Source organism: Morganella morganii, from assembly GCF_041099235.1.
Taxonomy (GTDB): Bacteria; Pseudomonadota; Gammaproteobacteria; order Enterobacterales; family Enterobacteriaceae; genus Morganella; species Morganella morganii_E.
Genome location: NZ_JBFZSO010000009.1, coordinates 150938 through 165271, shown reverse-complemented (window position 1 = coordinate 165271; position 14334 = coordinate 150938). Strand labels below are relative to the sequence as shown.

Annotated in this window: 16 protein-coding genes; 13 read left to right on the top strand and 3 right to left on the bottom strand. The window is 52.7% G+C overall.

The features are described 5' to 3' along the window. Window positions 1–179: 179 nt before the first annotated feature. From AB7038_RS14835 to AB7038_RS14825, 3 genes are all read left to right on the top strand, one after another. Window positions 180–965: an endonuclease/exonuclease/phosphatase family protein gene (locus tag AB7038_RS14835; RefSeq protein ID WP_072872340.1), complete on the top strand. Its 786-nt coding sequence runs from the start codon at window positions 180–182 to the stop codon at window positions 963–965. A gap of 141 nt (window positions 966–1106) precedes the next feature. After that, window positions 1107–2294, top strand: coding sequence for an NAD(P)/FAD-dependent oxidoreductase (locus AB7038_RS14830; RefSeq protein WP_004236210.1), 1188 nt, complete (start codon window positions 1107–1109; stop codon window positions 2292–2294). A gap of 14 nt (window positions 2295–2308) precedes the next feature. Then, window positions 2309–2704 (top strand): hypothetical protein, encoded by a 396-nt coding sequence (locus AB7038_RS14825; RefSeq protein ID WP_369453577.1) that lies wholly within the window; start codon window positions 2309–2311, stop codon window positions 2702–2704. 70 nt (window positions 2705–2774) lie between these two features. On the opposite strand, the gene AB7038_RS14820 is transcribed toward AB7038_RS14825, so the two are convergent. Beyond that, window positions 2775–4136 carry an amino acid permease gene (locus AB7038_RS14820; protein ID WP_369453576.1) on the bottom strand — a complete coding sequence of 454 codons (1362 nt, stop codon included), beginning with the start codon at window positions 4134–4136 and terminating at the stop codon, window positions 2775–2777. Window positions 4137–4285: 149 nt separating this feature from the next. Here AB7038_RS14820 and queE point away from each other — a divergent pair, with 149 nt between their 5' ends. Then, window positions 4286–4957, top strand: coding sequence for a 7-carboxy-7-deazaguanine synthase QueE (gene queE, locus AB7038_RS14815; protein ID WP_337153022.1), 672 nt, complete (start codon window positions 4286–4288; stop codon window positions 4955–4957). On the opposite strand, the gene queD is transcribed toward queE, so the two are convergent. After that, window positions 4958–5320 (bottom strand): 6-carboxytetrahydropterin synthase QueD, encoded by a 363-nt coding sequence (queD, locus tag AB7038_RS14810; RefSeq protein WP_369453575.1) that lies wholly within the window; start codon window positions 5318–5320, stop codon window positions 4958–4960. Window positions 5321–5521: 201 nt separating this feature from the next. Here queD and AB7038_RS14805 point away from each other — a divergent pair, with 201 nt between their 5' ends. From AB7038_RS14805 to truD, 5 genes are all read left to right on the top strand, one after another. Then, complete coding sequence (locus AB7038_RS14805) at window positions 5522–7300, top strand: diflavin oxidoreductase (RefSeq protein WP_369453574.1); 1779 nt, start codon at window positions 5522–5524, stop codon at window positions 7298–7300. An 81-nt stretch (window positions 7301–7381) separates the two neighbouring features. Further along, entirely contained in the window at window positions 7382–7696 is a 315-nt protein-coding gene (gene ftsB, locus AB7038_RS14800; protein ID WP_036408495.1) for a cell division protein FtsB, read from the top strand. A 26-nt stretch (window positions 7697–7722) separates the two neighbouring features. Then, on the top strand, window positions 7723–8499 hold the full coding sequence (gene ispD / locus AB7038_RS14795) for a 2-C-methyl-D-erythritol 4-phosphate cytidylyltransferase (RefSeq protein ID WP_368890136.1): 777 nt from the start codon (window positions 7723–7725) through the stop codon (window positions 8497–8499). Continuing rightward, the gene (gene ispF / locus AB7038_RS14790) at window positions 8499–8978 is read left to right on the top strand and encodes a 2-C-methyl-D-erythritol 2,4-cyclodiphosphate synthase (RefSeq protein WP_025154391.1); all 480 of its coding nucleotides are present in this window, start codon (window positions 8499–8501) and stop codon (window positions 8976–8978) included. Before ispD ends, ispF begins: the two co-directional genes overlap by 1 nt. Then, a complete protein-coding gene (truD, locus tag AB7038_RS14785) occupies window positions 8975–10021 on the top strand; it encodes a tRNA pseudouridine(13) synthase TruD (protein ID WP_369453573.1) in 1047 nt (348 codons plus the stop codon). Before ispF ends, truD begins: the two co-directional genes overlap by 4 nt. A gap of 62 nt (window positions 10022–10083) precedes the next feature. Here the strand turns inward: truD and AB7038_RS14780 are convergent, their stop codons facing one another. Beyond that, a complete protein-coding gene (locus AB7038_RS14780) occupies window positions 10084–10479 on the bottom strand; it encodes a DUF5329 domain-containing protein (protein ID WP_072872331.1) in 396 nt (131 codons plus the stop codon). Between the two features lie 165 nt (window positions 10480–10644). On the opposite strand from AB7038_RS14780, the gene surE reads away from it, so the two are divergent. The 4 genes from surE (at window position 10645) to rpoS (ending at window position 14334) form a co-directional block, all read left to right on the top strand. Further along, window positions 10645–11406 (top strand): 5'/3'-nucleotidase SurE, encoded by a 762-nt coding sequence (gene surE / locus AB7038_RS14775; RefSeq protein WP_024472854.1) that lies wholly within the window; start codon window positions 10645–10647, stop codon window positions 11404–11406. After that, window positions 11403–12029 carry a protein-L-isoaspartate(D-aspartate) O-methyltransferase gene (locus AB7038_RS14770; protein ID WP_004236198.1) on the top strand — a complete coding sequence of 209 codons (627 nt, stop codon included), beginning with the start codon at window positions 11403–11405 and terminating at the stop codon, window positions 12027–12029. The genes surE and AB7038_RS14770 overlap by 4 nt, the downstream gene beginning before the upstream one ends. A 141-nt stretch (window positions 12030–12170) precedes the next feature. Then, on the top strand, window positions 12171–13292 hold the full coding sequence (gene nlpD, locus AB7038_RS14765; RefSeq protein WP_108655443.1) for a murein hydrolase activator NlpD: 1122 nt from the start codon (window positions 12171–12173) through the stop codon (window positions 13290–13292). Window positions 13293–13341: 49 nt separating this feature from the next. Further along, entirely contained in the window at window positions 13342–14334 is a 993-nt protein-coding gene (gene rpoS, locus AB7038_RS14760; RefSeq protein ID WP_108655442.1) for an RNA polymerase sigma factor RpoS, read from the top strand.

Below are 14334 nucleotides of genomic sequence, written 5' to 3'. Positions count from 1 at the left end.
TGTGAGAGTAGGGAACCGCCAGGTTATTATTAAGTGAAGAAGCCACCCTTTGGGTGGCTTTTTTGCGTTTGGGGAAAGAAAAAATATTTTTCGCCTGAATACGTGTTCTGAACCGGATAGCATGAATCAAAGTTTGCTAAGATAGTGATGGACAGAAGCAAACAGTATCGGGGTCATCGTTGAAAGAGAAAAAAAACTGGTCCGTCCGGTATGTCGCAGGGCATCCGGCACGACAAATCCGTCCCATGTCGGCTGATATGCTGGGTAACGGATTACCGGTTGGTTTACCATTATCTGCACCGGAACAAACTATCCGCGTTGTGGTCTGGAATATCTATAAGCAACAGCGTCCTGACTGGCGCAAAACCCTTGATCGCATTTTACATGACACTCAGTTGGTCCTGCTTCAGGAAGCACAGCCCTCTCCTGAGCTGGTCAGTCTGGCCGGAAAACACCAGCTGGTTGCTGATCAGGTTCCCGCGCTGCATTTTCAGCAGCATCCTTCCGGTGTGATGACACTGGCAACCTCTCATCCAATCTATTGCTGCCCGTTGCAGCAGAAAGAACCTTTATTGCGCCTGCCGAAATCCGCGTTAGTGACGGTATATCCTCTGCCGGACGGACGTCAGCTGATGGTGATTAATGTCCATGCTATTAATTTCAGTTTTGGTGTGGATGTTTACCGGCGCCAGCTGAATACAGTCGGTTCTCAGATCCGCTGCCATATCGGACCGGTGATCCTCGGTGGTGATTTTAATGCCTGGAGCCGGCAGCGCATGAATGCCCTGAAACGTTTTGCCCGTGCGCAGGGCCTGAAAGAAGTGATTTTTCCGCATGATATCCGGACTAAAGCATTTGGCCACCCGCTGGATTACCTGTTTTATCGCGGATTTAAACTGATTTTATCGGACGTTATGCAGACAGATGCTTCAGACCATCATCCTTTGATAGCAGAATTTCAATAACTCGGTTTGTATCAAAAAAATAATATATAAGTATAGATTATATAAGTAAGAATGATTAACTAACTGCTATAGTTAATTCCGTGTTGATGTTGTGTGTCATTTATTTAATTTTAATGTTAAATAATTAACCGGAGAAACTAAATGCAGCGTATTGTTATTGTTGGCGGCGGCGCCGGCGGCACGATGGTCGCAAATATTCTGACCAGAAAGCTGTTAAATGATATTTATCAGAAGAAAGTGGAAGTCGTCCTGATTTCAGACAGTGAATGGCACTATTATAAACCTGCGTTTATGTATGTGGCCTTTAATCTGTATCTGAAAGAGGAATTACGGAAGTCACAACGCTCTCTGCTTCGCCCCGAAATTCAGTTTATTCATGACCGTGTTGAGCATTTTGATTTTGCATCACAGACGCTGCAGGGTAAAAGCGGCACCAAATACGGATATGACTACCTGGTGATCGCGACCGGTTGTCAGCCGAGACCGGATCGGATCTCCGGAATGAAAGAAGCCGCCGATCATTTCTATCAGTATCAACCTGCCCGCCAGCTGGCTGAAAAGCTGGCAAAATTCGAAAAAGGCCGGATTTTTATTACGGTTTCTTTCCCGAATACCCCGAATGTTCCTCACCAGTGCGGTATAGCACCGATGGAAACCACGCTGATGCTGGATGATTATTTCCGTCAGCGCCGTGTCCGTCAGGATATCGAAATCGTTTATACCTATCCGACAGTATCTCAGTTATTACGTAACTGCCTGTTTATGCAGAAAGATGTTTGTGAAGTCCTGCCGGCGGTCTTTCAGGAACGTAATATTCAGGCTCAGCGTGGTTTTACGCTGGAGCGTGTCTGCCCTGAAAAGAAAATTGCGTATTCCAAAGAAGGGGAAGAGCAGCCGTTTGATCTGCTGATAGGTACGCCGCCGATTTCTGCGGTGGAATCGGTACGCAATACCGGATTATCCGACGGTGACCCGGAAGAGGGCTGGCTGCCGACAGATCCGGAAACGTTGCAGGTGTACGGGCTGAAAAACGTGTATGTCCTCGGGGATACCGTGGATCTGCCGATCAGTAAAGCTGCGGGCAGCTGCCATAACCAGTCAACTGTCGTGGTGGATAATATTATCGGCGAGATGCGTTTCGGCTATACCACCGCCATTTATGACGGACGGGTTCAGGCTGTCGCGCAGATGGGGCTGAATGCGGGGATGCCGCTCCAGTATGATTATAAGCATGATGTGTTACCGACACCGGCGACAAAGCTGGGTGGCCTGCTGCGTACCGGTTTTAACCGCGGGCTGTACTGGTCAACCGTTCGCGGCCTGGTATAACGGAGGAAACTGCAATGTCTGCAACAGAACAGATGAATGAACAGACTGCTGTGCCACAGCCTGAATTATCCGCACAAACAGCGGAAAAACTGGCGGTATTAATGCAGCTGAACCGCTTTGATAATGTGATTGATCTGCTGTCTCTGGTCTCGGATCTGGTCGATATTATCGGCAAGAATGAGGTCAATAAACTGGCGGATAATGCGGAATCGGGTATCGCATTATTGTGGGAAAGCGGGCTGGCGCTGAACAAGGCCAAAATGGAAATGATGTACAGTGATGAAAAGTACAATTTCCGCAATACCTATAAATTACTGAAAGATCAGGACACGCTCAAAGGCATCAATATGGTGCTCAGAACGTTACAGATTATGGGTTCCCGTATTCAGCGTATCGACAGCGAACCCTGATACCGGACATAAAAAAAACCGGGTGTTTTATTCACCCGGTTTCGTGTTTTCAGAGCAGTAAACAGTCTGTTTATACCCGTTTTTTAACACCGGCAAAATAACCGACAGTCAGAATTACCACCCAGGCAATCCCCACCATCAGTGCCACACGTGTATCCGGGAAGTAACCCAGAAGGGCGATCACAAAGACCATAAAGGTGATGGTCAGAGCGGGCGCAACCGGCCACATCGGTACCGGGAATTTCAGGGTTTTGACCTCTTCCGGCTTCATCTGACGGCGCATTGCCACCTGAGATAACAGGATCATCAGCCAGACCCAGACGGTCGCGAAGGTTGCGATAGAGGCAATAATAATGAAGATTTTTTCCGGGATCAGGTAGTTAAGCACCACGCCGACCAGCAGAACCGCACTCATCACCAGAACTGTCATCCACGGCACACCGTTTTTGGTGAGCTTCATAAAAGACTTCGGTGCCTGATCTTCCTGCGCCATGCCGTACATCATCCGGCCTGCACCGAAGATATCACTGTTAATCGCAGAAACGGCGGCGGTGATCACCACCAGGTTCAGAATATTAGCCGCGTAAGAGATGTTCAGTTTCTCGAAAATTTGCACAAACGGGCTGCCGTTATGGCCGATCTGGTTCCACGGGAAGATACACATCAGAATAAACAGTGTCAGCACATAGAACAGCAGAATACGCAGTGGTACTGCGTTGATCGCTTTCGGAATGGTTTTTTCCGGGTTCTGTGCTTCACTGGCGGTGATGCCGATAACTTCAATACCGCCAAAGGCGAACATCACAATGGCCAGTGAGGCTATCACCCCGCTTATTCCGTTCGGCATAAAGCCGCCGAATTCCCATAAGTTACTGATACCGGTAGGATGTGCGGTTTCCTGGCCGAAGCCGAACAGCATAATCGCGGCACCGCCGACAATCATGGCGATAATCGCGGTTACTTTGACAATCGAGAGCCAGAACTCCATTTCCCCGAATATCTTCACGTGACATAAATTCAGCGCGCCTATGAAACAGACAATGCCCAGCACCCAGATCCACTGATCGACATCCGGGAACCAGAGTTTCATATAGAAGCCGAAGGCGGTAACGTCCGCGAGACAGACAATCAGCATTTCAAAAACATAGTTCCAGCCGGTGAGGAACCCGGCGAGCGGCCCCATATAATGGCTGGCATATTGTGAAAATGAACCCGGTACCGGATGGTGGACTGCCATTTCGCCCAGCGCACGCATCACCATAAAGACTGCCGCACCCCCGATAAGGTAGGCCAGCAGAACAGCAGGACCCGCCTGCTCAATAGAGGCTGCCGAGCCGTAAAACAGGCCGGTGCCTATCGCCGATCCGAGTGCCATAAAGCGGATGTGCCGCCCTGTAAGCCCCCGTCGTAGCGCCGTATTATTTTCTTTCATGTAATTAATCCTGTCGCTGTCATGATTAGCAGCGTTTTTACTGATGTGAAACGCGGTCAGAGTCAACCCGGTACTTTAACATAAAGAGTCATGCTGACGGGATAATTATCTGCAATAATACGGTCTTAAACGTAAGGAACAGATGAGTGATGCAATACCCTATTAACGAAATCTTTCAGACATTGCAGGGCGAAGGGGTTTTTACCGGCGTTCCGGCGATTTTTGTCCGCTTACAGCGCTGTCCGGTCGGGTGCAGCTGGTGTGATACCAAACATACCTGGGAACAGTTACCGGAAAAAGCCTGTTCAGCAGAAGATATGATGAACAAAGCAGAGGAGGACGACCGCTGGGCCTCTCTGGATGCAGACAGCATTATTATGCAGTTTGAGGCGAAAGGTTATACAGCCCGCCATGTTGTGATCACCGGCGGTGAACCGTGCTTATACGATTTGCGACCGCTGACGGCGGTGCTCGAAGCGCGGGGTTATCAGTGCCAGATTGAAACCAGCGGTACACAACCGGTGCAGTGCAGTGAGAAGACCTGGGTGACCGTTTCCCCGAAAGTGAATATGCGCGGTGGTTATGATGTGCTGACACCTTCACTGCTGCGGGCTGATGAGGTGAAACATCCGGTCGGGCGGCAGCGGGATATTGATGAACTGGATTTACTGCTGGCGAAACTGCCGGGGGATAAACAGCCGGTGGTGGCGTTGCAGCCGATCAGTCAGAAACCGGCTGCCACTGCTCTCTGCATTGAGACCTGCATCGCGCGTAACTGGCGTTTCTCGATGCAGACTCATAAATATCTTAATATTGCCTGATTATTCACCGCGGTAAATACAGCCTGCGGTACAGGTCTCTTTGACCAGCACGGCACTCAGCATCGGCAGCAGTGGTTTGGTCTGCTGCCAGATCCACTCTGCGAGTACTTCACTGGTCGGGTTCTCCAGCCCCAGGATCTCATTGAGGTAGTGATGATCCAGACGGTCATAAATCGGTTTAAACGCCTGTTTGACCTCAGCAAAGTCGATCAGCCAGCCGGTATGTGCATCCACCTCACCACTCAGCTCCAGACGGACAAGAAAGGAATGCCCGTGCAGACGCCCGCATTTATGGCCTTCCGGTACGTGCGGCAGGTGGTGGGCGGCTTCAAACTGGAACTCTTTAAAAATCGTGGTGGTCATAACACTCTCCGGAAAAATGACGATACAGCGGTAGAAAAGCGTCATTTTACGCAATATTCAGTGAAAATGTTACCCGAAAACAGCAAAGCGACCGATAAATGACAGAATCTTTCCTGCTATTTGTCCATCGACAAATCCTGCGCTTTTCTCTATGTTGGAACGTCAGAATAATAACGGATACACTCATTTACCGGGTTTACTATGACATCGCCGACCACAACCTCTCAGCTCTCCGCGCCCGACTGGCAGCATCTGCAACCCTTACTTGACAAACTGACACCGCAACAGCTGAATTGGTTATCGGCCTGGTGCCGGGAACGGGCAGCGGCAATGCCGTCTGCGCCGGGACGGGAACCGGCGGATATTCTGCTGATCGCCGCATCCCAGACCGGTAACGCCCGGCGTGTGGCAGAATCCCTGCGGGATCAGTTGTTCAGCGCGCAGCGGGCGGTACGGCTGGTGAATGCAGGGAATATCTCATTGACTGAATTTCCTGAATCCGCGCTGGTGGTACTTATCTGTGCGACCACCGGAGATGGTGATGCGCCGGAAGATGCGCTGCCGCTGTTTCATTTCCTGCGTTCCGTTCAGGCACCGTCACTGGCCGGTATCCGCTATGCGGTACTGGCGCTGGGCAACCGGGCGTATCCGCAGTTTTGTCAGGCCGGAAAGAATTTTGATAACCGCCTGCATGCCCTCGGGGCGCAGCGGATCCTGCCGCGTGCGGAAGCAGATAGTGATTATCAGGTTACTGCAGATAACTGGATCTCTCAGTTGCTCTCTGAGCTGCTGACCCTGACACCGCCGGCAGATGAAGAAAGGCTCAGCCATCTCACTCACAATACGGTGGTGCAGATTGATTCACAGCCGCATCAGCGTGATAAACCACAGTCTGCGGTTCTGCGCCGCGCTGTGCGCCTGACCGCACCGGAATCGGAAAAGCATGTCTGTCAGATTGTGCTGGATATCTGCGGCACCGGGTTGCGGTATCAGACCGGTGATGCGCTGGGTGTGTATCCGGAAAACAGTCCGGAACTGGTCAGTGAGCTGCTGGGGCTGCTCTGGTTTGACGGTACTGAGCGCGTCACGCTGAAAGGAAAATCGTATTCTTTGCGTAACGCCCTGCTGACGCAGTGTGAGCTGACCATCAACAGCGCACCAGTTGTGGCGGCTTACGCCCGCCTCAGTAATGCGCCGGAACTGCTGGATATGATTGCGGATCCGCAGCAACTGGTATCGTACGCACAGCGCCGGCCGGTGGCGGACATGGTTCGTGAGTTTGCAGTGCAGACCTCTGCACAAGCCTGGGTGGATTGCCTGCCTCCGCTGATGCCGCGCCTTTACTCTATTTCCTCGTCGCCGCTGATCTCGCCGGATGAGGTGCATCTGACTGCCGGGGTGGTGGAGTTCCGGACTGACGGGCGCACCCGCTACGGTGCGGCAACCCGTTACCTGACTCATCAGTTACAGCCCGGGGATACGGTTGCCTGTTTTGTTGAACATAATGACCACTTCCGCCTGCCGGATGACCCGGAAAAACCGGTGATTATGATAGGTCCGGGCACCGGTATTGCACCGTTCCGTGCGTTTCTTCAGCAGCGTGCAGCTCAGCAATCCGGCGGAAAAAACTGGCTGATTACCGGCAATCCGCATGAAAAAAGTGATTTTCTGTATGAGACAGAGCTGAAAGACTTTGTGCGTCAGGGCGTGCTGACGGAACTGACAACTGCCTGGTCACGGGATCAGCCGCAGAAGATTTATGTGCAGGATAAGCTGTCTGAAATGCGGGAAACTGTCTGGCGCTGGCTGGAGCAGGGCGCACACATTTATGTGTGCGGGGATGCTTTCCGGATGGCAAAAGATACGGATGCCGCATTACTGGATATTATCCGCAGTGAAGGGGCGATGTCCGCAGAAGAGGCACAGGTTTTTCTGAACGGATTACGGACAACAAAGCGTTATCAGCGGGATGTTTACTGATCTTCTGTCCGAATAACGGACGGAACAGTAGCATCTGCGCCGATCTTATGGGAAGATTAGCCGATCTTTTCGGGGGCGGTGATGGGTAAACTGACGCTATTACTTTTAGTTATTCTGGGCTGGCTGCAATATTCATTGTGGTTAGGGAAAAACGGTATTCACGACTATGTACAGGTCAGTGAAGATGTTGCTGCATCAGAACAGGTAAATGCGAAGCTCAAAGCCCGTAACGAACAGCTGTTTGCTGAGATCGGCGATCTGAATGACGGGCTTGAGGCCATCGAAGAGCGCGGACGCAGTGAATTAGGCATGATCAAGCCCGGCGAAAGCTTTTACCGGGTCCTGTCCGAAAAACGGACACAGCAGAACGCGCAGTCACAAAGTCGCAGTAACTAATCTCTATGACAATACATTCTTCCGCAATGACCGGCGCACAACCGGCACCGGACTTATCCGGTATTTCTGATGATACTCCGGTCACGGCGCTGATCCCGGCTGCCGGTACCGGTACCCGCATGCAGTGCGAATGCCCCAAGCAATACCTGACAATCGCCGGAAAAACCATTCTGGAACATACCTTAGCTATTCTGCTGGAACACCCGCGCATCACACAGGTGGTCGTGGCGCTGCATCCGCAGGATACAGTTTTCAGTACATTACCGGTCGCGCGGCATCCCCGGATCCGCACTGTCACCGGCGGTGGTGAGCGCGCGGATTCTGTCCTCGCGGGTCTCGATTATCTCGCTGATCATACTCCGGAAAACAGCTGGGTGCTGGTGCATGACGCTGCGCGTCCTTGCCTGCAACTGACGGATCTGAACCGGCTGCTGGCCGTGATGTCAGACACACAGACAGATAACCGTGTGCAGGGGGCGATTCTGGCCTCACCGGTACGCGATACCATGAAGCGGGGTGTGGCATCTGCCGGATATACCGGTATTGATCACACTGTTGAGCGCACACAGCTGTGGCACGCCCTGACTCCGCAATTTTTCCCGCTTCATCTGCTGCGCACCTGTCTGCAGCAGGCGCTGTCTCAGCAGGCGGTGATTACTGATGAAGCCTCCGCACTGGAGTTTTGCGGCTATCAGCCGTTGCTGGTGCCCGGCCGCGCGGACAATATTAAAGTCACACAGCCGGAAGATCTCGCACTTGCCGGGTTCTACCTGTCCAATAACAATAAGGAACAGACAACATGATGAGAATCGGACACGGTTTTGATGTTCATGCCTTCGGCGGCGAAGGCCCGATTGTGATTGCGGGCGTCCGCATTCCTTACGAACAGGGATTACTGGCGCATTCCGACGGCGATGTCGCTCTGCATGCGGCCACCGATGCATTGCTGGGGGCGGCGGCGCTGGGGGATATCGGTAAATTATTCCCGGATACTGATCCTGCCTATAAAGGCGCGGACAGCCGTGTGCTGCTGCGTGAGGCTTTCCGCCGTATTCAGGAGAAAGGCTACAGACTGGGCAACCTGGATGTCACCATTATCGCCCAGGCACCGAAAATGCTGCCGCATATCCCGCAGATGCGGGTGAATCTGGCGGAAGATCTGCAGTGTCATATGGATGACATCAATGTGAAAGCCACCACCACCGAGAAACTGGGTTTCACCGGCCGCAAAGAAGGGATCGCCTGCGAGGCGGTGGCGCTGCTTGTGAAGGTTGAAGCATGAGTCTCCCGGTCAGTTATTTCCACGGTAAACCGGCAGCCACCGGCGTGCTGAAAGCACAGCCGGAAGATTTTCTGGTGCAGGAAGATTTGGGGTTTGAACCGGACGGTGACGGCGAACATGTGATGGTCCGTATCCGCAAAACCGGCTGTAACACGCGGTTTGTGGCGGAAGAACTGGCTAAATTTGCGAAAATCGCCGCCCGTGCTGTCAGCTACGCCGGGCTGAAAGATCGCCATGCGGTCACCGAACAGTGGTTCTGCCTGCAGATGCCGGGAAAAGAAACACCGGATTTCACACAGATGTCGCTTGAAGGCTGCGAAGTTCTGGCGGTTAACCGCCAGAAACGCAAATTACGGATCGGCGCACTGAAAGGTAATCAGTTTACTATTGTGCTGCGCCGGATCAGCGATCGTGCCGCGACAGAACAGCGTCTGCAGCAGATTGCACAGGCAGGGGTGCCGAATTATTTCGGTGAGCAGCGTTTCGGGCGCAACGGTCAGAATCTGCATTTCGCGCAGCGCTGGGCTGACGGCGAAATCAGTGTGAAAGATCGCAGCAAACGCGGTTTTTATCTCTCCGCTGCCCGCAGTGCGATGTTTAACGCGGTGGCAGATGCCCGCCTGACACAGCAGCTTCAGGCAACCGCATTGCAGGGTGATGCGGTACAACTCGCCGGGCGCGGCAGCTGGTTTGCGGTTCAGGCGGATGAACTGCCGGATGTGCAGCAGCGCCTGAATAACCGTGAACTGCGTATTACCGCACCGTTACCGGGTAAGGGCGATTTAGGCTCTCAGGATGCGGCGCTGGCGTTTGAAACGGAACAACTGGCACCATGGCAGACGCTGTGGCAACTGGCGGCGAAAGAAGGGGCGGATAGTGCCCGTCGTGCGCTGATGCTGTATCCGGAACATTTCGCATCTGAATGGATGGATGACGAAACTGTCCGTTTATCGTTCTTCCTGCCGGCCGGCAGTTTCGCCACCAGCGTTATCCGCGAAATTATTGAGCTGGAAGCAGACCAGGCGGCAGAATTCAGCGAATAATCAACTGACTGATTAACATAAAAAAGGGGCGGAATAATTTCCGCCCCTTTTTTAATCTTTTTTTATTCAGATTTTGCCGCGGCGGCTTTGTCTGTTTCCGCCAGCAATTCAGTCAGATACACTTTGGCATCCACCGGATCTTTGCCCGGCAGTTTTACCTGATACGGTGTACCGCTGATGGAGGAGCCCGATGCGACCTTATCCACAAACTGCTCTGCGGTGTTCAGCCGTTTTTTCGTTTTGCTTAATTTCAGGCGCAGATGCGATTCCGCCTCGGCGGCATTATGCTCACTGCCGTTGCGGATAAAAATCAGCTGTTCCTGCTGCCCGACGGCAGTCAGCAGATTCTCCACTCTGGTCTCTTCCTGAGGTGACAGCGCAAATGCCTCTGACACCAGAAGCAGTCCGGCAGTCAGTGCGGTGAACAGGGTTGCAGTGATTCGTTTACAGATAGCCATGCAGAAATCCTTTCGGTGATAAATAACAATAGCAGTATCATGCAGCTGAATATGGAAAAAGCAATCAGACTAAATCTGTTATAACCCTTTTTTATCGCGGCTAACTTGATAAAATAGTTTTCTGTCGTAATAAACGAGCTGCTACTGATAAAAAAGGATACCGTTGTGCTGCGAATTCTGGTGAGTAATGATGACGGCGTCAGTGCGCCGGGGATCCGGACATTGTCTGAGGCGCTGCGGCGTACTTACCATGTGCAGGTGGTTGCGCCTGATCGCAACCGCAGCGGGGCATCCAACGCGCTGACACTCGATCGCCCGCTGCGCACGGTAGTACATGAGAACGGCGATATTGCGCTGGTGGAAGGCACGCCGACGGATTGTGTCTATATCGGCGCTAATCTGCTGATGCGCCCGCGTCCGGAAATTGTGGTTTCCGGGATTAACTGCGGTCCGAACCTCGGGGATGATGTGATTTACTCCGGTACGGTTGCGGCGGCAATGGAAGGGCGTCACCTGGGATTACCGGCGATTGCGGTCTCTCTGAACGGCGAAACGCATTATGATACGGCGGCGGAAATTACCTGCCGTCTGCTGACCATGTTGCAGCAGGTGCCGTTACGGGCCGGTAATATTCTGAACGTGAATGTGCCGGATGTCCCGCTCAGTGAGATCAAAGGGATGAAAGTGACCCGCTGCGGAACGCGCCGGGCACCGGATGTGGTCTACACACAGATGGATCCGAAAGGAAATCCGCTGTACTGGCTCGGCCCTCCGGGGGAAAAACTGGATACCGGGCCGGATACCGATTTCGCGGCGGTGGATGCAGGTTATGTCTCTGTCACGCCGCTGCATGTTGATCTGACCGCCTACAGCGTGCAGGAAAAATTAGAAGACTGGTTACAAAAAGCAGGGGTGATACAGGAATGATCCGCCGGGTGGTACAGGATCTGATTACACAGTTACGTCAGGCCGGGATCCGCGATGAACGTCTGTTACAGGCGATGGCGGCTGTCCCGCGGGAGAATTTTGTCGATGAAGCGCTGACACACAAAGCTTACGACAACACTGCGCTGCCGATCGGCTACGGGCAGACCATCTCCCAGCCGTTTATGGTGGCTAAGATGACAGAACTGCTGGACCCGGCTCCGCAGGCGCATGTGCTGGAAATCGGCACCGGCTCCGGCTATCAGACGGCGATCCTCGCACACCTTGCGGCGCATGTTTACTCTGTTGAGCGGGTCAAAGGATTACAGTGGCATGCCAAACGCCGCTTTAAACAGCTTGATCTGCATAATATTTCCACCCGTCACGGTGACGGCTGGGAAGGCTGGCCGTCCCGTGGCCCGTTTGACGGCATTATTGTCACCGCTGCGGCCAGTGATATCCCGCCGGCGCTGCTCAGTCAGCTGGCGGATAACGGCCGGATGGTGATACCGGTGGGGGAACAGCAGCAGATGCTCAAACTGATCCGCCGCCGGGGCAATGATTTTCATACCCAATCGATCGGAACAGTCCGGTTTGTTCCTCTGATTCACGGCGATCTGGGATAAAAATGGCTATTTTGGTAACAAGACTTTTTCATTTCGCTTAGTATCTGTTTTAATAATACAATCCTGCCATGTGGCCTGCGGCCGCGTGGTGACTTTCTGATTGTCAGTTTTCGCACTATTTCCAGTTTCGGGAGAAGGAATATGAACTCAAGAAACCCTATGAAAACAATACGATGGGTTGCAATTGGGTCACTGATGAGCACGGTTCTGGCCGGATGCTCAACGCCGTATCATGCCGCACCAATCAGCAGTGTGGACGAAAGCAGCAGTGCACCGGTAATGACAGCAGGCAATGATAACAACAGTACATCTGTGTCCACACCGATGCCGGTACGTCCTCAGCTCAGTTCTGCCAATAACACACAGCCGGTCAGCCGGAGTGTGCAGCAGCCGCGTTCTGCCGGTGTGCAGACCAGCAGCGATGGCCGGATTCAGTACAACCGTAATTATGATGCGATCCCGAAAGGCAGTTACAGCGGAAATACCTACACGGTTCAGCGCGGTGATACATTATTTTACATCGCTTATATCTCCGGATCTGACTTCCGCGAACTGGCATCACAGAACAATATTCCTGAGCCGTACAGCCTGAACGAAGGGCAGGTGATTCGGTTAAGCAACGGCGGCGGCAACAATGTTGCACCGGTCAGCAGTGGCACTCAGGTCGCAACAAATAGGAATACTCCGCAAAACGGGGTGGTTGATTCTCAACCAACTAATGCGTATTCTGAATCTTCAGGCGCTAAACCGGCCGGCGGTAAGATGCTCTCATCTCAGGTCACCGCACAGGCAAAAGCGAATAACGGCACTGCTGCCACCACAGCGGCAACAACTGCAGCCGTTACCGCTCCGGCAACAACAACCAGCGCGCCTGTCGCCGTAAATAGTGGTTCCTTTAAATGGGGCTGGCCAGCGGAAGGCAAAGTCATTTCCAACTACACAGGACCTACCAGCGGTAACCGGGGTATTGATATCGGTGGTACACGTGGACAGCCTGTTTTTGCTTCAGCGCCGGGTAAAGTGGTGTATACCGGTAATGCGTTACGCGGCTACGGCAATCTGGTCATCATCAAGCACAATGATGATTTCCTGACAGCCTACGCGCATAACGATTCCATCCTGGTTAAAGATCAGCAGGACGTCGCAGCTGGTCAGAAAATTGCCACGATGGGCAGCAGCGGAACCACATCTGTAAGATTACACTTTGAAATTCGTTACAAGGGAAAATCAGTCAACCCGCTGCAGTACTTACCGCAGCGATAAACGGCAGAACAGCTTGTTCTGCCTGAATTATCGGGGTAGGAGCAAGCTGATGAGCCGTAATCCACTGAACGCTAACGAGTTATACGACGAAGATTTTGCCGCTGAGCAGGCTGAAGATGAAGAGCTGTTTGATGAGAAACAGCTGGCGGAGGAGAGTGAATCTGACGATCCCGGCCCGGACATTGAGTTCGTGCAGAGTGTCAGCCAGCGTGTCCTGGATGCTACACAGCTTTATCTTGGTGAGATAGGCTTTTCACCACTGCTCAGCGCAGAAGAAGAAGTCTTTTTTGCACGGCGCGCCCTGCGGGGTGATACCGCAGCGCGCCAGCGTATGATTGAAAGTAACCTCCGTCTGGTGGTTAAAATTTCCCGCCGCTACAGTAATCGCGGGCTGGCGCTGCTTGATCTGATCGAAGAGGGTAATCTCGGGCTGATCCGCGCGGTGGAGAAATTTGATCCGGAGAAAGGCTTCCGTTTTTCTACCTATGCAACATGGTGGATCCGTCAGACTATTGAACGGGCTATCATGAACCAGACCCGCACCATCCGTCTCCCTATCCATATTGTCAAAGAACTGAATGTCTATCTGCGCACCGCCCGTGAACTGGCACAAAAGCTGGATCATGAGCCGACAGCGGAAGAAATTGCCGAACAGCTGGATAAACCGGTGGATGATGTCAGCCGTATGCTGCGTCTGAATGAGCGCATCACCTCAGTGGATATCCCTGTGGGGGCGGATTCCGATAAGGCACTGCTGGATATTCTGTCTGATGAAAATGATGTCACGCCGGAGAACCGGCTGCAGGACAACAACATGCAGCAGAGCATTGTGAAATGGCTGTATGAACTGAATCCGAAGCAGCGGGAAGTATTGGCGCGCCGTTTTGGTTTGCTGGGCTATGAGGCGGAGACACTGGAAGATGTCGGACGCGAGATTGGTTTAACCCGCGAACGTGTGCGGCAGATTCAGGTGGAAGGTTTACGCCGCCTGAAAGATATCCTGCACAACCACGGGTTGTGTGAGAATTCACTGTTTAACTGA